Source organism: Propioniciclava coleopterorum, from assembly GCF_011393335.1.
GTDB lineage: Bacteria > Actinomycetota > Actinomycetes > Propionibacteriales > Propionibacteriaceae > Propioniciclava > Propioniciclava coleopterorum.
Window position 1 is genome coordinate 3,100,504 of sequence record NZ_CP049865.1, and the last position, 17,658, is coordinate 3,118,161.

At 73.5% G+C, this 17,658-nt stretch carries 12 protein-coding genes and 1 tRNA gene; 6 read left to right on the top strand and 7 right to left on the bottom strand.

Annotated elements, in window-relative coordinates; translation table 11 throughout:
• Positions 1–15 precede the first annotated feature (15 nt).
• Positions 16–2,085, top strand: a complete 2,070-nt coding sequence (locus tag G7070_RS14675) for an ATP-dependent helicase (RefSeq protein ID WP_166234354.1) — start codon at positions 16–18, stop codon at positions 2,083–2,085.
• Between the two features lie 1,730 nt (positions 2,086–3,815).
• Here the strand turns inward: G7070_RS14675 and G7070_RS14680 are convergent.
• Positions 3,816–4,613 carry a hypothetical protein gene (locus tag G7070_RS14680; protein WP_166234355.1) on the bottom strand — a complete coding sequence of 266 codons (798 nt, stop codon included), beginning with the start codon at positions 4,611–4,613 and terminating at the stop codon, positions 3,816–3,818.
• A 428-nt stretch (positions 4,614–5,041) separates the two neighbouring features.
• Entirely contained in the window at positions 5,042–5,203 is a 162-nt protein-coding gene (locus G7070_RS14685) for a DUF5679 domain-containing protein (RefSeq protein WP_166234356.1), read from the bottom strand.
• Between the two features lie 254 nt (positions 5,204–5,457).
• Here G7070_RS14685 and G7070_RS14690 point away from each other — a divergent pair, with 254 nt between their 5' ends.
• Entirely contained in the window at positions 5,458–5,982 is a 525-nt protein-coding gene (locus G7070_RS14690; protein WP_166234357.1) for a M48 family metallopeptidase, read from the top strand.
• Between the two features lie 27 nt (positions 5,983–6,009).
• Here G7070_RS14690 and G7070_RS14695 read toward each other — a convergent pair whose 3' ends face one another.
• Positions 6,010–7,347 (bottom strand): zinc-dependent metalloprotease, encoded by a 1,338-nt coding sequence (locus G7070_RS14695; protein WP_166234358.1) that lies wholly within the window; start codon positions 7,345–7,347, stop codon positions 6,010–6,012.
• 92 nt (positions 7,348–7,439) lie between these two features.
• Here G7070_RS14695 and G7070_RS14700 point away from each other — a divergent pair, with 92 nt between their 5' ends.
• The 3 genes from G7070_RS14700 (at position 7,440) to G7070_RS14710 (ending at position 11,908) form a co-directional block, all read left to right on the top strand.
• On the top strand, positions 7,440–8,501 hold the full coding sequence (locus G7070_RS14700) for a YlbL family protein (RefSeq protein ID WP_166234359.1): 1,062 nt from the start codon (positions 7,440–7,442) through the stop codon (positions 8,499–8,501).
• A complete protein-coding gene (locus G7070_RS14705; RefSeq protein ID WP_246227141.1) occupies positions 8,498–9,013 on the top strand; it encodes a PPA1309 family protein in 516 nt (171 codons plus the stop codon). The genes G7070_RS14700 and G7070_RS14705 overlap by 4 nt, the downstream gene beginning before the upstream one ends.
• Before the next feature lie 63 nt (positions 9,014–9,076).
• Positions 9,077–11,908, top strand: coding sequence for a UPF0182 family membrane protein (locus G7070_RS14710; protein WP_166234361.1), 2,832 nt, complete (start codon positions 9,077–9,079; stop codon positions 11,906–11,908).
• A 72-nt stretch (positions 11,909–11,980) separates the two neighbouring features.
• Here the strand turns inward: G7070_RS14710 and G7070_RS14715 are convergent, their stop codons facing one another.
• The 4 genes from G7070_RS14715 to G7070_RS14725 form a co-directional block, all read right to left on the bottom strand.
• Positions 11,981–13,321: a M16 family metallopeptidase gene (locus G7070_RS14715; protein WP_166234362.1), complete on the bottom strand. Its 1,341-nt coding sequence runs from the start codon at positions 13,319–13,321 to the stop codon at positions 11,981–11,983.
• A complete protein-coding gene (locus G7070_RS18970) occupies positions 13,318–14,046 on the bottom strand; it encodes a M16 family metallopeptidase (RefSeq protein ID WP_246227143.1) in 729 nt (242 codons plus the stop codon). The genes G7070_RS14715 and G7070_RS18970 overlap by 4 nt, the downstream gene beginning before the upstream one ends.
• Positions 14,019–14,615: a M16 family metallopeptidase gene (locus G7070_RS18975; RefSeq protein ID WP_246227144.1), complete on the bottom strand. Its 597-nt coding sequence runs from the start codon at positions 14,613–14,615 to the stop codon at positions 14,019–14,021. The genes G7070_RS18970 and G7070_RS18975 overlap by 28 nt, the downstream gene beginning before the upstream one ends.
• 1,286 nt (positions 14,616–15,901) lie before the next feature.
• Positions 15,902–15,977: transfer RNA gene (locus G7070_RS14725), tRNA-Met, on the bottom strand.
• A 104-nt stretch (positions 15,978–16,081) separates the two neighbouring features.
• Between G7070_RS14725 and G7070_RS14730 the strand changes: the two genes are divergently transcribed.
• Positions 16,082–17,656, top strand: a complete 1,575-nt coding sequence (locus tag G7070_RS14730; RefSeq protein WP_166234363.1) for an ABC transporter substrate-binding protein — start codon at positions 16,082–16,084, stop codon at positions 17,654–17,656.
• Positions 17,657–17,658 lie beyond the last annotated feature (2 nt).

The following is a 17,658-nucleotide window of genomic DNA, read 5'->3' on the forward strand; positions in this document are numbered from 1 at the left end:
CTACAGTGGGGCCTTGTGACCATCGACCCCGACGCCATCCTCGACGGCCTCGACCCCGAACAGCGCGCCGTCGCCACGGCGCTGAGCGGCCCGGTCGTCGTCGTCGCGGGCGCCGGCACCGGCAAGACGCGGGCGATGACGCACCGGCTCGCCTACGGCGCGGCCGTGGGCGCGTTCGACCCCCGCCAGGTCCTGGCGCTGACCTTCACCACGCGGGCGGCGGGCGAACTGCGCGAGCGGCTGCGGGGCCTGGGCGTCCCCGCGGTGCAGGCCCGCACCTTCCACTCCGCGGCCCTGCGGCAGGCCCAGTACTTCTGGCCGCGCGCCTACGGCAACGAACTGCCCCCCGTCGCCGACCACCGCCTGGGGCTGGTGGCGGACGCGCTGCGGCGTGAGGGGCTGCCGACCGAGACCGCGCTGCTGCGCGACATGGCGGGGGAGATCAGCTGGGCGAAGGTCAGCAACGTGTCGCCCGCCGACTACCCGGCGATCGCGGACCGGCGCCACCGCGAGGTGGCCGGGCGCACCGCCGACGAGGTGGGCCGGGTGATGGCCCACTACGAGGCGGTCAAGGCCGCCCGCGGCGTCATCGACTTCGAGGACATCCTGCTGTGCGCCGCGGGGCTGCTGGCCGAGCACCCCGACGTGGCGGGCGAGGTCCGGCGGCAGTACCGCCACTTCGTCGTCGACGAGTACCAGGACGTGAGCCCGCTGCAGCAGGCGCTGCTGGACCTGTGGCGCGGGGACTCCGACGACGTGTGCGTGGTGGGGGATCCCGCCCAGACCATCCACTCCTTCGCCGGTGCGCAGGCGGGGTTCCTGACCGGCTTCACGCGCCGACACCCCGCGGCAGTGCGGATCGAACTCGTGCGCGACTACCGCTCCACGCCGGAGGTGGTCGCGCTCGCGAACGCCGTGATGGCGGGCCGCCCCGAGGCCGTCGAGCTGCGGGCCCAGCGACCCTCCGGCCCGGCGCCGACGGTCGTCGGCGCGGACAGCGAGCCCGCCGAGGCCGCCGCGGTGGCCGAATGGCTCACGGGGCTGCACGCGGCCGGCACGCCGTGGGACGAGATGGCGGTCCTGTACCGCATCCACGCCCAGTCGCCCGCCTACGAGGCGGCCCTCGCGGACGCCGGCGTCCCGTTCACGACCCGGGGCAGCGAGGGATTCTTCGAGCGGGCCGAGGTCCGGGCGGCGCTGCGGGCGCTGGCGGGCGCGGCGAAGGCCGCGACGCCGGGGCCGGCCGCCGCGCTGCGCGGGGCCGTCAGCGGCCTGGGCTGGACGCACGAGCCCCCCGCGGGGCAGGGCAGCGTCAGGGAACGCTGGGAGTCATGGGCCGCGCTGGTCGGCCTCGCCGACGACTTCGAGCGCGACCACCCGGACGCCGACGCCGCCGCCCTGCTGGCCGAACTCGAGCGCCGCGCCGCGGCGCAGCACGCGCCGGTCGGCCAGGGCGTGGTTCTGTCGTCGCTGCACGCGGCGAAGGGGCTCGAATGGGACGCGGTGGCGGTGGTGGGCGTCCACGAGGGTGGGCTGCCGTTCACTCTGGCGTCGACCCCCGAAGAGGTCGAGGAGGAGCGCCGGCTGTTCTACGTCGGCGTCACCCGGGCGCGCGAACACCTGCGGGTCTCGTGGTCCACCAGCCGCAACGGCGGCGGGCCGCGGCGCGGCGCGAGCCGCTTCCTCGATGGGTTGGCGACCTCCCAGGCGCCGCGCCGGCCGCTGCCCCCGCGCGCCGCGCGTCCGGGGCGGAGCTCGGCGCTCAGCGCCGTGTGCCGGGTCTGCGGCCGGGGGCTCACCTCGGGTGCCGAGCGCAAACTGATGCGCCACCTGGGCTGCGAGGCCGAACTCGACGAGGCGCTGTGGGAGGCCCTGCGCGCCTGGCGCGGCGAGGTCGCGGCCCGCTCGGGCCTGCCCGCCTTCGTGGTCCTGACCGACGCCACGCTGCTGGCCGTGGCCGAGCGCCGGCCCGGCAGCCGGGCCGAGCTGGCGGCCATCGCCGGGATCGGCGCCCGGAAGCTGGCCAGCTACGGCGATGACGTCCTGGCCGTGCTGGCGTCCCATCCCGCCCCCGACGCCCCCTGACACCCGACGCCCCTGGCCTGGGGCGGCTCGTGGCCGCGGGCGATTCGTCGCGAGCCGGTGACTCGTCGCAAGCGGAGCCGGCTCCTCGCAAGCTGGGCCAGGGGGTTCGTCACAAGCAGAGGCCGCTCCTCGGGGCCGGTGCGACTCGATGCAAAGGCGGGCGACTCGACGCAGAGCCTGGCGATTCGCTGCAGAGCGCTGCGACTCGACGCACGTGGAGCGGCTGGTCGAACTCGGGGGAGGCGCGAAGCAAACTGGGCGACTCCATGCAGACGCGGCGTCGCGGCGTGGGGCCGCTCACCCGATGCCCAGACGCCCCCGTTTGGGTCAGTTGCCCCCGTTCCTACGTGGGCAACTGACTCAAGCGCGGGCGACTCGTCACAAGCAGGGGCGGCTGGTCGTAAGCGGGGGCGAGTCGTCGCAAGCGGGGGCGGTTGGTCGTAAGCGGGGGCGACTTGTCGCACGTGGGGGCGGCAGGTCGAAAGAGGGGGCGGCTCGACGCGCACCGGGCGGATCCTTGCGGACGCGGGCGTCGCGGCGGCGGTACCGCTCACCCCGATGCCCAGACGCCCTCCGTTGCGTCAAACGCCCCCGTTCCTGCGCGGGCAACTGACACAAAGCGTGGGGGATTCGTTGCTAGCGGGGCGGCCGGTCGTGAACGGAGGCGGCTGGTCGTGAGCGGGGGCGGTCGGTCGTGCGCGGGGCGGCTCGACGCGCACCGGGCGACTCCTTGCAGACCGCAAGCGCGGGCGGCTCGTCACAAGCGGGGGCGGATCCTCGCAAACGGGGGCGGCTGGTCTTGTGCGGGGGCGATTCGTCGTAAGAGGGGGCGGCTGGTCGTAAGCGCGGGCGGCTCGTCGGAAGCGGGGGCGGCTCGACGCAAGCGGGGGCGGCTCGTCGTAAGAGGGGGCGGCTGGTCGTAAGCGGGGCGGCTGGTCGTGAGCGGGGGCGATTCGTCGCAAGAGGGGGCGGCCGGTCGTAAGCGCGGGCAGCTCGTCGCAAGCGGGGGCGGCTCGTCGTAAGAGGGGGCGGCTGGTCGTGAGCGGGGGTGGCCGTCGTACGCGGGGTGGCCGGGAGTACGCGGGGCGGCTCGACGCAACGGGGCGACTCTCTGCAGAAGCGGGCGTCGCGGCGTCGGAGCCGCTCGCGGTGCCGAGACGCCCCCGTTTGCGTCAGACGCCCCCGTTCCTACGTGGGCAACTGACTCAAGCGCGGGCGGCTCGTCACAAGCGGGGGCAGCTCCTCGCAAACGGGGGCGATTCGTCGCAAACGGGGGCGGCTGGTCGTAAGCGCGGGCGGCTCGTCGCAAGCGGGGGCATCTCGTCGCAAGCGGGGGCGGCTGGTCGTGTGCGGGGGCGATTCGTCGTAAGCGGGGGCGACTGGTCGTAAGCGGGGGCGGGCCGTCGCAGAGGTGGGCGGCGCCGCGACCTGGGTGCACGCTTGGCTTGGGCGGAGCGGGCAGAGGGCTCCGCACGGAGAAGCGCTGGAATGGGAAGCGCGCCCGCTCGGACAAGTCCTGGGAATGCCACGTCGCCCAGAGTGGGCGGCGACCCGCACCCCGCGGGAAGCGGCTCACGCGCAGGCAGGGCCTCAGGCGGGATGCGGCTCAGGCGCGGGCAGCGGTCGGGTGTGAAGGGGGTCAGGTGCGGGCGGGGAACGGCTCAGGTGCGGGCAGTCAGGCGAGAACCGGTCGGGGGCGGCTCAGGCGCTCCCTGCCTTCATGCCGAACCTCACGCCGCCAGTTCCTCGGCCGGGTGCGACAGACAGTCGGGGCGCACCGGCCAGCGCCGCGCCCCCAGGACGCCGTCGGCGCAGGAGAGTTCGAGGGTGCCGCCGACGGTGTCCGGGAGCGTCCCGGACGACCAGGCCGTGGCCTGCGCCAGCGCCGTTCCGGCCGCCCAGGCGGCCCAGGCGCGGGCGGGCGAGTGGCGCGTGCGGCACAGCTGGATGAGCACGTGGGGCCAGCCCGGGTCCAGGTCGCGCCGCACGAGGTCGGTGCACGCGACGCACGCGGCCCCGGGGATCACGAAGGGGCCGACCACGGCGCGCTCGGGCTCGGCGCGCACCACCAGGTGCGGGCGCCCCGCCCGCGCGAGTTCCCGGGCCGCGACCCGGTCGACCTCGACGGCGCCCGGGCACAGCACGACGAGGCGGCCGGGGTGCGCCTCCGGCGACCAGGCCGACGCGGGGATGGCCGCGACACCGGCGGCGGACGCCACGGCGTCCGCCAGCAGCCCGTCGCCGACGATCACGGGCGGCGCCGGGCCCGCGCGGCCGTCCGGGACGAGCAGTCCGGCTGTCGCGAGCGAGGCCACCGCCCGCCGAAGCCACGCCAGTGGCACGGCGCCGCGGGCCCGCTCCAGGTCGGCCAGCGTCGCCCCAGCCCGCAGCGAGCGGATGAGCGGGGCCGCGCCGTCGGGGGCGTCGGGCAGCAGCACCTGGTCGGTGACGTCGAGCCCGACCTGCACGGTCGCGTCGGGCCGACGGACGACGCTCAGATCGGCACGCAGCCGGTAGCGGATGGCCATGGGGCCAGCGTGCCGGGGAGCATCAGCCCCCGACAGGCCTCGGCCGCGGCGGGCGACACGAGGACAACACCGCCGCACCCCGGCCGTGCGGCGGGGGAGGGGGCTGCCGCCGAGCCGGCGGTTCCACCCAGGAGCGGGTGGTCCACCAGGAGCGGGTGGTCCACTCAGGAGCGGGCGGTCCCACCACAGGAGCGGGTGGTCCCACTCAGGAGCGCGCGGCTCCACCCATGGCCGGCGGCAGCGTGCTTGGTCTGCCGTGGATGCGATGCGGATGACCAACCTGCGCGGACGCCACAACAGCCGCCGCAGTCCCCCGTGACACGGAGCAGGCCGCGCGCGTCCTCTGCCGTGAGGTGCCGCGCCTGCGCCCGGACACGCAGCAGGGGCACCGAGTTCGACTCGGTGCCCCTGGGGATGCGCTGCGGCGCTCAGGCCTTCGGCAGGAAGCGGGTCAGGTTGGTGCCGCACACGGGGCACTTGGCCTTCGCGATACGCGTGCCCTTCTCGTTCACGGTCACGTTGCCTTCGGCTTCGCGGTGGTCCTTGCACTTCACGCAGTAGAACTTGCCGCTGTAGGTGTCGTTCGCCACAGGTTTCCTCCTGGCTGAATGGGTACCCCGGCGGCGGCCGCCGGAGCGCTGACCGATTCAGCATAGGGCACCGCGGCGCTACGCCGAATAAGCGCGCGAGAAGGCCCCCGGGTGTGTCGCACGCCACGCCTTCCCCTGCGGGCGTCCCTCACATCCGGGGGCCGTGATCACAACGTAGCGTGCCCGACCCGCCGGGTCAAAACCCCGGTCCAGGATCGCTGGACGCCGCCGACGCGAGCCCTAGGCTGTCGCCCATGCCAGCCGAGGACTACGAGGTGCGCCCGTCCCGACGCCGGACCCGGACGATGACCGCGTTCCGCGAGGAGGGGCGGCTCGTCGTGGTGGTGCCCGAGCACATGACGGCCCGGCAGCGCCGCGACCTGATCCCCGGCCTGGTCGAGCGCTACCTCAGCAAGGAGGCCCGGCAGCGGCCGCCGCGGGCGGACCAGGAGATCACCCAGCGGGCGGTCGAGCTGTACCAGGCCTACATCGCGGGGCACACCGACCAGCCGGAGCCGACCATCGGGGCGCGCTGGGTGTCCAACATGGCCTCCCGCTGGGCGTCCTGCACGCCGACGTCGGGGGAGATCCGGGTCAGCGACCGGCTGCAGGCGATGCCGTCGTGGGTGCTCGACTACGTGCTGCTGCACGAGGTGGCGCACCTGGTCGAGCGCGAGCACAACGACCGGTTCTGGCAGCTCGTGCACGCCCACGCGGAGTCCCAGCGGGCGCGCGGCTTCCTCGAGGGCGTCGACTACGTCCGACGCCACCAGCCCTGACGGCCCTCCTCGCGACGAGGGCGGGGCTCAGCCCTCGGCGGAGCCGCCTCCCTTGCCGCGCTCCTCGTCGAGGAGCTGGGCGAGCATGGCGTCCAGATCGTCGGGCGGCGCCGCGACGTGGCCGCTCTCGGCGAAGCCCAGCGGGTCGTCCAGGTCGGCGCCGGTCGGCACCATGTCGGGGTGCGACCACACCTCGTCGCGGCCGGCCACGCCCCGCTGGGTGCGCACCGCGGCCCACAGGTTCGCGGCGTCGCGGATGCGACGCGGCCGCAGTTCGAGGTTGAGCAGAGTCTTGAGCGCCGCGTCCGAGGTGGACGCCGAGGCCCGACGGCGCCGGACGATCTCCAGCAGGGCGGCGCCCCGCGGGAGGAAGGCGGCGCTCGCCTGCGTCACGACGTCGTCGACCCAGCCCTCCACCAGGGCGACGAGGGTCTCGAGCCGGCCGAGGATCTCGGCCTGCTCCGGCGTGACGACCGGCTGGAACAGCTTGCCCGCGAGTTGGTTGCCGAACTCCTCGATCCGCTCGGCGGTCAGGCCGCCCTGCATCTGGGCCTCGATGGCCTCCTCGAAGGCCGCCTGGTCGAGCTTGAGGTCGCGCGCGTAGTGCTCGATGAGGGCCAGCATCTGCGGGCCGAGCCACGACACCTGCGCGAACAGCCGCTGGCGCGCCGTCTCCCGCAGCGCCAGGTAGAGCCGGACGTCGGCCAGCGGGATGTCGAGGCCGTCGGCGAACGCGTTCACGTTGGTGGGCAGCAGCGCGACGACGGGTCGCTGGGTGAGCGGGAAGCCGAGGTCGGAGGTGCTGAGCACGTCGGTCGAGAGCCGCCCGATGCCCTGGCCGACGTGGGCGGCCAGCATGCCCGCGGCGGCGGTGCGCATCATCGGCTCCATCATGGCGGCCATGCTCGCCAGTTCGGGGTCGGGGCGCTCCATCAGGCCGCCGACGGCGCCCGCGAGCGACGAGGACACCGACCCGGCGAGTTGCTGCCAGGTGGCGATGGTCTGCTCGACCCACTCGGCGCGGCTCCACGCGCTGGCCGCGGTGTCGATGCGTCCCATCGTCAGGTGGTCGTCGAGCCACAGATCGGCCAGCCCCACCGCGTCCCGGATGGTCGCGGCCTGGGTCGCCGAGGGGGACGGGTCGGGGCCGGACGCGGCGGTCACCTTGCGGGCCACATCCTTGACCAGCGTCCAGTTGAGACCGTCGCCGTCGCCGGCGGCGTCCATCTGGGCGCTGAACTGCTGGAACGCCTGCTGCAGCGGCCCCATCAGCTGATTGAGGTCGAAGGTCCCGTCGGGCCCGGGCTGGATGCCGAACTGCCGAAGGAACTCCTCCATCGGGTTCGGATCGTCTCCGGTTGCCATGGTCGTAACTCCCTTCGCTGGTGCCTCCATTGTGCGGCATCGTGCAAGCGCGCGCGTCGGGCGGGCCCACCGCGCCACGGTAGGATCGGCGCGTGACGAGGCAGACGTGGACGGCAGCCGTGTCCGCGTTGATCTTCGTCATCGCGGCCGCGATCGTCGCCATGACCCCGGTGCCCTTCGTGACCTACTCCCCGGGCGCCACGCACGACCTGTTCGCCCGGGGCGACCGCGCTCCGATCGAGGTCGCGGGCGCCCCCAGCTTCCCGGCCACCGGCAGCCTGCTCGTCGCGACCACGACGGTCACGCGCCCCGACACCCCCGTCTCGCTGCCAGAAGTCCTGTACGCCCACGTCGCGCCCGACCGCGAGGTGTTCCCGCGGGACGCGGTGTACGCGGCGGGGTCGACCAGCGCCGAGATCCGCAACCGCGAGGTGCAGCAGTTGGCCACGTCTCAGTCGGACGCCGCCGCCGCGGCCCTGCGCTCGGCCGGCTTCGTGGTGCGGCAGGTGCCGATGGTCCAGTCGGTCGCCCAGACCGGTCCCGCCGTGGACAAGCTGTTCCCCGGCGACTTCGTCACGGCCGTCGACGGCGTGCCGACGCCCACGGTCGCCGCGGTGCGCGCCGAGATCGAGAAGCGCAGCATCGGTGAATCGGTGACGTTCACCGTGCAGCGCGACATGCCCGACGGCCGCCGCGAGACCCTGGCCGTCCCGGTCGACACCACCGCGTCCAAGACGCAGGCGAACCTGCCCGTGTGGGGCGGGAACATGGTGATGGGCTACGCCCACGACCCGCGGATCACCTTCACCCTCGACCCGACCCTGGGCGGACCGACCAACGGCCTCATCCTCGCCCTCGGCGTGTTCGACCGGGTCACGTCCGACAACGTGGTCGGCGGCCGGATCGTCTCGGGCACCGGCATCATCGACGGCGCAGGCAACGTCTCGCCGGTCGGCGGCGTGCGGGAGAAGCTCGTGGGGGCCGAACGTGCCCGCGCCGAGGTCTTCTTCGTGCCGTCGGGCAACTGCGGGGACCTGGTCGGGGTCACCTCCAGCGCCCGCATCGTCAGCGTCTCGACCCTCGATGACGCCATCAGCGCCCTGGACGCGTTGGCCGACCCGGCCACCCAGGCACTCGTGAAGGGATGTTCATGACCGACGACGCGCTCGCCGCGGCCCTGATGGAGATCGAACGCCACGTGGCGCACGGCGGCTGGGACCAACCCGCCCGCCTGTTCGCGCTGGTGCCGACCGCCGAGCTGATCGCCGCCGAGCCGAGCCTGGCCGCGCAGCTGGAGCGTCCCGACGGCGTGGCGCAGGACGCCCTGAGCTCGATCGAGCAGGAGGGGTTCAACGCGGGCACCGACGTGCTCGACGCGCTGGCCGGCATCGCCTGGCCGGCGGCGGTGTTCGGCTGCGCCGTCGTGCTGGAGCGGCTGTTCGTGCCCCCGCACGTCGAGGAGCAGATCCCCGACGACGAGGCGGAGGCCGAGACCTTCGTCGCGCACCACCCCGAGCGGCAGGACGTCCGCGTCGTGGTCGGCGTCACGCGGGCCGGCGGCCAGTTCGGCGTCGCCCGGCTGAAGACGCGCCCCGAAGAGCTCCTGGCCGCCGAGGACCTGGTCCCCGGGCTGGCTCAGGTGCTGTCACGTACGCTGGCCGAATAACGACTTCACAAGGAGCCCCTGGACGTGCCCGCCACCGCTGCCCCACGCCGTAGTCCGCTGTTGATGACGGCGGTGATCCTCGCCGTCGCCATCGGGTTGTTCCTGGTGTTCGCCGCCGTCTGGACCGAGAAACTCTGGTTCGACTTCACGGGCTTCACCGGCGTCTTCACCACCCAACTGGTGACCCACATCGCGCTGTTCGTCGTGGCGGCCCTGGTGGTGGGTGGCCTCATCGGCGGCAACATGGCGGCCGCGATCCGGCTCCGCCCGAAGACCCGGACGCGCGGGGTGTCGGCGGTGCTCGACCGCTACCGCGACCTGCTGGAGTCCAACCGCGTCCCCGCCGTCCTGATCCCCGCGGCGGTGTTCGGCGCCATGGCGGGCATGTCGATGTCGACCCAGGTGATGCCGGTGCTCGCCTGGCTGAACCGGCAGCCGTCCGGCGTCGTCGACCCCTACTTCGGCCTCGACACGACCTTCTACATGCTCGACTACCCGGTGATCCGGCTGGCGCTCTCGCTGCTGATGAGCGGCCTGGTGTTCGGGCTGATCGCCGCCGCCGCGGTCCACTTCGCGGTGGGCAACATCGGTTTCGGCCGCGAGCGCCGGGCCACGGGCAACGCGCGCGGCGCGCTGGTGCATCTGTCCCTGATGGGTGCGCTCATCCTCGTGGTGTTCGGCCTGCAGAGCCTCGTCGACCGCTACGGGCTGCTGCTGGAGCAGGGATCGCTGTTCACCGGCCTGCAGTACACCGACGGCCAGGCGCGCATGACCGCCCAGCTCGTGCTTGCGGTGATTTCGTTCATCGTCGCCGCGCTGTTCGTCGCCAACGCGTTCCTCAACAAGACGATCGTGCCCGCGGCCGGCGTCGTGCTCATGCTGGTCACCAGCCTCATCCTCGGGATGATCTACCCGATGGTCGTGCAGACGTTCCAGGTCAAGCCCAACGAGCCCGACCGCGAGCACGACTACATCCAGGCGCACCTGGCGGCGACCAAGGATGCCTACGGGATCGCGGGCACCCAGATCGAGGACTACGCGGCCGTCACGCACGTCGCGCCCGGCCAGCTCAAGGAGGACGCCGCGGCGCTGCCCGGCATCCGCCTGATGGACCCCCAGGTCGTCGGCCCGGCGTTCGAGCAGCTGCAGCAGGTCCGCGGTTACTACTCCTTCCCCGAGATCCTCGACATCGACCGCTACACCATCGACGGTCAGGAGACCGACGTCGTGGTGGCCGCGCGCGAGCTCAGCGAGGAGGGCATCCCCGACCGCAACTGGAACAACCTCCACACCGTCTACACCCACGGCCACGGCTTCGTGTCGGCCTACGGCAACCGGCGCCAGGGCAACGGTGAGCCGGTCTGGGTCACCCGCGACATCCCGCCGGTGGGGGAGATCGAGGAGAGCCAGTCGCGGATCTACTTCGGCGAGAAGTCGAACAACTTCGCGATCGTGGGGCGCGCCGAGGGCCAGGCGCCCATCGAGCTCGACACCCCCGGCGGCGCGCAGGGCGGCGGCGAGCAGTACAACGAGTACGACGGCGCCGGCGGCGTCCCGATGGGCAACCTGTGGGGCCGGCTGCTGTTCAGCACCCGGTTCGCCGACCTGAACATCCTGCTGTCCGACCGCGTCAACAGCGAGTCCAAGATCCTGTACGACCGGACGCCCAAGCAGCGTGTGGAGAAGGTCGCGCCGTGGCTGACCGTCGACCAGAACCTGTACCCGGCCATCGTGGACGGTCGACTGGTCTGGATCGTGGACGGCTACACCACGTCCAGCACGTACCCCAACAGCCAGCGCGTGCAGCTGAGCCAGGCGACCTCCGACACCCAGAGCTCGGTGCTCGGCGGCCAGATCGACCAGCCGATCAACTACATCCGCAACTCGGTCAAGGCCGTCGTGGACGCCTACGACGGGACGGTCAAGCTGTACGCCTGGGACGAGGCCGACCCGCTGCTGCGCACGTTCTCGGCGGCGTTCCCCGGCACCGTGACGCCCAAGAACGAGATCAGCCCCGACCTGCTGGAGCACCTGCGCTACCCCGAGGACCTGTTCAAGGTGCAGCGCGAACTCCTGGGTCGCTACCACGTGTCCGACCCCCGCGTCTGGTACAACGGCACGGACGTCTGGGAGGTGCCGATCGACCCGGTGCAGGGCAACGACCGCACCAAGGAGCCTAGCTACTACCTGTCGATCAAGTGGCCGGGCGACGACGCGCCGACCTTCAGCCAGACCGCGGTGTTCGTGCCGCGCAGCCGGCAGAACCTGTCGGCCTACCTCGCGGTGAACGCGGACGCGGCGTCCTCGGACTACGGCAAGCTCCGGATCCTGCGGATGTCGGACACCCAGCAGATCGACGGCCCCGGCCAGACCCAGAACGCCATCACGCAGAACACCGCCGTGGCCGCGGAACTGCTGCCCTACCAGCAGAACCGGGGGGCGGCGTCCATCAAGTACGGCAACCTCCTGACGCTGCCGATGGGCAACGGCCTGCTCTACGTCGAGCCGATCTACACCGAGCGCAGCGGCAACGCGGGCGCCTACCCGGCCCTGACGTTCGTCGTGGTCCGCTTCGGCGAGCACGTCGGCATCGGCAACACGCTGCAGGAGGCGCTGGACAAGGTGTTCGCCGGCGACGCGGGCGCGGACACCGGCGAGCTCCCCGCCGGGCAGGGCGGCTCATCGCCGCCCACGCCGGGCACGCCGACGCCTCCGGCCCCCGGGCCGGGCGGGCCGGTCGACGAGGCGGCGGCGGTCGCCGCCATGCAGAAGGCGGAGCAGGCCTTCACCGAGGCCGAGGCCGCCCTGCGCAACGGCGACCTCGCGGCCTACCAGGCCAAGACCAACGAGGCGAAGGCCGCCCTGGCCGACGCCCTCAAGCAGATGGGCCGGTGATCGGGGGTCGCGACGACGACTGACCCGGGGACGCGAACGGGGGCCGGTGTGAGCCGGCCCCCGTTTCGCGCATCACGGGGCGGGACGGACCTCGGCGTCGTAGCCCGCGCGGCTCACCTGGTCGACGAGCGCGTCGGCGTCCCCGACGAGCACCAGGGTCGCGGCGTCGGGGTCGAGCAACTCCGCGGCGACGGCCGTGGCGCGCTCGGGCGTCGCCCGGGCGTACCCCGCGACCTGCTCGGCCACGAAGCTCGCCGGTAGCCCGGCGCCCGCCAGCGAGAGCACGCCCCCGGTGACCCCCGCCGCCGTGGCGAACCGCAGCGGCGTGGTGCCGGTGAGGTAGTCCCGGGCCCGGGCCACCTCGTCGGGGGTGATGGGCGCGGCGTCCAGCGTCAGCAGTTCGCGGGCCAGCGCGAGGGCGTCCCCGACGACCTCGGTGCGGAAGGCGCCCTGGGCGTAGCTGAGGCCACCGTGCCGCATCGGTCCGTTGACCAGGCTGATCCCGTAGGTGAAGCCGCGCTCCTCGCGCAGCACCTTGTTCAGCCGGCTCAGGTAGGCCCCGCCGAGGGCGTTGGTGGCGATCTGGAGGTCGGTCCAGCGCGGATCGGACCGGTCGATCGTGGCCCACCCCAACCTGAGGTCGGCCTGGACCGCACCCGGGCGGTCGATGATGATCGCGGCGGGTCGCGCCGACCGCGGCCGCGTGTGCTCGCCCGTCACCTGGGCCGGGTTGGCCCACGAGCCGAAGGCGGCCTCCACGTCGGCCAGCACCGACGGCGCCACGTCGCCGGCCACGACGATCAGGGCGCCCCGCGGTCCGGCCGTCCGGGCGTGGTGGGCGCGCGCGTCCGCCCCGGTGAGGGCGCGCACCGACGCCGGGTCGCCCGAGCGCGGACGCGACTCCCGCGAGGCGGGATCGAGCAGCGCGGCGCGCAGCGCGCGGGCGGCGATGCCGGGGCCGGTCGCGAGCTGCTGGTCCAGTCCGGCGGCGAGCTGGGCGGCGTGGCGCGCCACGGCCGCATCGGTCAGCGCGGGGGAGATCACCGCCTCGGCGAGCAGCGGGAGCGCCCGGGTCAGGTGCGACACGGGCACGTCGAGGAGCACCTGGGTGGTCGAGAAGTCGACGCCACCGCCCAGGACCGCCCCCTCGTCCTCGATGGCCTCGGCGAAGGAGCCGCCCGGGTGGTCGGCGGTGCCCTCGATGAGGGCGGCGGAGGTGACGGTCGCCACCCCCTCGCGCCCGGCGGGCTCCGACGACAGCGGCGCGTCGAGCAGGACGCCGACGGAGGCGACGTACTGGCCGGGCAGCGGGTAGACGGCGACCTCCGCGCCGTTGGCCAGCGCGGCGCGCTCGGCGGCGGGGAAGGTCCAGGCGGGCGCCGGGGCGATGGCGGGACGGGGGAGCGTGGTCACGGCGCGGTGGTTCCCTTCGGGTCGGGGCGGTACTCCAGCGCGGCCCGGTCCTCGGGCCGCAGCCAGGTCGCGGCGGCGTTCTGCACGGCGTCGGCGTCCACCGCGGCCATCTCGAGGACGCGGCGGTTCAGGCGTCCGGGGTCGTCGTCGAGCATCGCGTGCGCGCTGATCAGGTCGGCGCGGGACTCCAGGCGGGCGGCCTCCGAGAGCCACTCCCGCTCGAACTGGACCTTGGCGCGGTGGAGTTCCTGCGGGGTGGGCCCGTCCTGGGCCAGCCGGGCGATGTCGGTGAGGACCGCATCCTCGAGCTGCTCAAGCTCGACCCCGGCGTGCGCCCGCGCGAACACGTGGCCCAGCGAGTTGCCGGTGGCCAGCGGGAGCGCCCCAGCTCCGGCGGCCGAGGCGAGGTCGGACTCGCGCACCAGCCGTCGGTAGAGCCGCGAAGTCTCGCTGCCGCCGAGGATCGACAGCGCCAACTCGACCGCGTCGGCGTCCGGGTGGTGCCGCGCCGGCGTGCGCCACTGCAGGTAGAGCTGGGCCGCCGGGACGGCGCCCGTCGCCCGGTCCCGGGGGACGCCGGTGGTCGGCGGCAGCGGATCCGCGACGCGGCGGGCCGGGTGCACCTGCGCGGCGAGGCCGCCGAAGTAGCGTTCGGCGAGCGCGAGGCCGTGGTCGGGGGCGACGTCGCCGCTGAGGGTCAGGACGGCGTTCGCGGGGAGTACCACCGGGTGAAGAACGCGTGGGTGTCGGCGAGCGTCGCGGCGTCCAGGTCGTCCATCGACCCGATGACGGTGTGTCCGTACGGGTGATCGGCCGGGAACGCCAGCCCGAGCAGCCGCTCGATGGTGTCGCCGTAGGGCGCGTTGTCGTAGCGCTGCCGCTTCTCCTCCTTGACGACCTCACGCTGGGTGTCGAGGTTCGCCTGGGTGAGCGCGGGCAGCAGGTGGCCCATCCGGTCGGCCTCGAGCCACAGGGCGAGTTCCAGCGCGCCGGTCGGGACGGCCTCGAAGTAGTTGGTGCGGTCGAACCACGTGGTGGCGTTCCCCGTGGCGCCGGCCGCCTGCAGCCGGTCGAAGTGCTCGCCGGAGGCGACGTTCTCCGAGCCCTGGAACATGACGTGCTCGAACAGGTGCGCCAGCCCGGTGCTGCCCGGCTCCTCGTCGCGCGACCCGACGCCGTACCAGAGGTTCACGGCGACGACGGGGGCGTGGTGCTCGGGGTTGACGATCACGCGCAGCCCGTTGGGCAGGGTGTGTTCGTGGAGGGCGTAGGTCAGCTCGGCGGGCGGTGTCACGCGGCCCATCCAAGCACACCGGGCCAACGCCGACGGGGCGGTTCAGCGGCGCCGGCCGCCGAGGCTCGGGGGTGCGGCCGCCACCATGATCGCGGCGACCAGGACGCCCCCGGCCGCGATCGCCGTGGCCGGGGCGTCGAGCACCCGGGTGACCAGCGACGGCTCGGCCGCGGGGGACGGCGTCCCGGGCGCGGGGGCGGGGGAGCCGCGGTCGATCCCGAGGGCGGGGCCGCGGTCGGGTGCGCGCTCGTCGGGTCGGGGACCGGCGCCGGGGTGGGTGACGCGGCGGACTACCGCTGGGCGGCGCCGGCGAAGCTTCGGCGGTGGGTGACGCGGCGTCCGGGCCGGCGGGTGCGGCTGCCGGGGTGAGGGGCGCGGCAGCCGGGGTGGCGGGTGCGACCTCAGACGAGGCGGTCGGGGTGGCCGCGGGTGCCGACGGGACCACGCTCGGGGCGTCGGGCTCCTGGCTGGGGCGCGTCGTCGGGCTTGTGGGGCGCGCGGTCGTCGGGTCGGGCGTGGGGGTCGCGCCGGGGCTGGGAACTTCCACGAAGGTCAGGACGCGGTCGCGCGGCGTGCCGTCGTTGTCGCTCCAGGCGTTGGTCCACACGGCACGGACGGCGGCGGGCCGTGTGGGGGTCGCCCCAGAGTCGAGCGGGGTCACCGACGCGTCGACGCGCACCTGGTTGTAGCGACCCGGCGGCAGGTGGACCGTGCGCCGCAGCAGGTCCGACGTTCCGACGACGGTGCGCTCGGCGGCCGACAGGTGATCGGAGGCGGTGACGCACTGCAGCGACGTCCCGGGGCTGGTGGAGCACACCTCGAAGTCCACCAGGTAGCGGCCCGGCGCCGGCGCTCCGCCGGGCGACCGGATGGCGATGAGGGGCCAGGGCGCCCCGACGGCCTGCGTGCCGCCCGCCCGGATGCCGGGCCCGGGTGCGGCTGTGGGGCGGCCCGGCTGATGCGGCCGCGCGGCGGGGCCGTGGTCCCGCCCCGCGGTGGGGCGGGTGAGGGCCGAGCGGGGGCGGGGGGCGACGGCAGCGCGGCCGCGAAGGGCGCGAACAGGACGCCGAGCAGAGCGCTGAGCGCGAGTCCGGCGGCAGCCCGGCCCGTTCGCGCGGACGCGGTCCGGCGGCAGCGGACGGACGCCGACCTGCGCTGCATCCTCGACCCTCCTGACCCCCGATCCGATCGTGCCCACCCTACGTGATAACGATGTTCAGAGGGAGGTCGGTGCTTGCCGGGGCGCACGAAAAAACCGGGAGCCGATGTTCGGCTCCCGGTTCCGGTGGTAGCGGGACAGGATTTGAACCTGCGACCTCTAGGTTATGAGCCTAGCGAGCTACCGAGCTGCTCCACCCCGCGTCGTGGGATCAACTATAGCCCAGCTTCCCGGTGGGCCCAAATCGGCGTTCGCTGGGGGTGCAGTAAGCTGAGCGACGCTCAGGGCGGCGACTTCTGGAGGGCGAGTGAGCACGAACACCAAGCGGGACCGTTACGCGCGTCGGGCGGTCGTGGCGCTCGTGGCGACCATCGCCGTGCTGCTGAGTGCCTGCACCCCCGGCGGGGGCCAGACAGGCTCGCCGGAGCCCCAGGCCTCGGCGCGCACCCTGGTCATCGGAGCCACCGCCGAGCCGACGTCGCTCGACCCGACCGCGGACGCCGCCGTCGCGGGCTCCCAGGTGATGCTCTACAACGTCTACGAGACGCTGGTGAAGGTCGACTCCCAGGGCCAGCTGCGGCCGCTGCTCGCCCAGGCGTGGGACGTCTCGCCCGACCGGCTCACCTACACCTTCCAGCTCAACCACGCCGCCAAGTTCTCCGACGGCACCCCGGTGACCGCGGACGCCGTGGCGAAGAACATCGACCGCATCAAGACCCAGCAGGTCGCGGCCAAGCTCAAGACCGTGATGAGCATCGTGGCCGGCACCAACGTCGTCGACGAGGACACCCTCGAGGTCAGCCTGTCGCGGCCGAGCGTGAACTGGCTCTACGAGATGGCGTCCACGGCCGGCATCGTCATCAACCCGGCGGGCTTCGACGAGGCCACCACCGCCACGGCGGGATCGGGTCCGCTGACGCTCGACCGCTGGACGCCGGGCGACAGCATCTCCCTGACCAAGGCGCCCTCCTACTGGGGCACGCCGAGCCGGTTCGACGAGGTGACGTTCCGCTACTTCAAGGACCCCAACGCGATGAACGCCTCCATGCTGTCGGATCAGCTGGACATCATCTCGAACCTGCAGGCGCCCGAGGCGCTCGCGCAGTTCAGCGACCCGAGCCGCTTCACGGTGCTCGAGGGCACCACCAACGGTGAGGTCGTCATGGGCGTGAACAACGGCGGCGACCCGACCGACCCCAACGTGCCGGCGGGCACCGGCAACCCGGCGCTGAAGGACGTCCGCGTCCGGCAGGCGATCACGATGGCGATCGACAAGAAGGCCCTGGTGAACACCACCTGGGGCGGCCACGGCGTCGTGCTGGGCTCCATGACGGTGCCCACCGATCCGTACTACGAGGACCTCTCCACGCTGTTCCCCTACGACCCCGACAAGGCCCGCGCGCTGCTCGCCGAGGCCGGGGCCACGAACCTGACGCTGCGGCTCAAGCCGGCCGCGCTGCCGTACGCGACGAAGGCGGCCCAGTTCATCGCCGCGCAGCTCCAGCAGGTCGGGATCACGGTGCAGGTCGAGGAACTGCAGTTCCCGGCGCGCTGGCGCGAGACGGTCTACGACCGCGCCGACTACGACCTCACCATCGTGGCGCACGTCGAGGCGCGCGACCTGAGCAGCTTCGCCAACCCGAACTACTACTGGCGCTACCACAACCCGCAGTTCGACAGCCTGGTCACCACCGCCGACCAGGGCACGGTCGATGAGTACGTCAGCGGCATGAAGCAGGCCTCCGAACTGCTGGCCCAGGACGCCGCGGCCGTGTGGCTGTTCGCGCTGCCCAACCTGGTCATCACCAAGCCGGGCATCACCGGGGTGCCCACGGACGCCCAGTCGCTGTCGTTCGACACCACCACCATCGCGAGGGCCTGAGG

What these genes read in the sequence shown, in the direction of transcription:
- G7070_RS14680 (WP_166234355.1), bottom strand. Translation starts at nt 4,613, where the DNA reads ATGGCCATCCGCTACCGGCTGCGTGCCGATCTGAGCGTCGTCCGTCGG.
- G7070_RS14690 (WP_166234357.1), top strand. Translation starts at nt 5,458, where the DNA reads ATGCCAGCCGAGGACTACGAGGTGCGCCCGTCCCGACGCCGGACCCGG.
- G7070_RS14695 (WP_166234358.1), bottom strand. Translation starts at nt 7,347, where the DNA reads ATGGCAACCGGAGACGATCCGAACCCGATGGAGGAGTTCCTTCGGCAG.
- G7070_RS14705 (WP_246227141.1), top strand. Translation starts at nt 8,498, where the DNA reads ATGACCGACGACGCGCTCGCCGCGGCCCTGATGGAGATCGAACGCCAC.
- G7070_RS14710 (WP_166234361.1), top strand. Translation starts at nt 9,077, where the DNA reads ATGACGGCGGTGATCCTCGCCGTCGCCATCGGGTTGTTCCTGGTGTTC.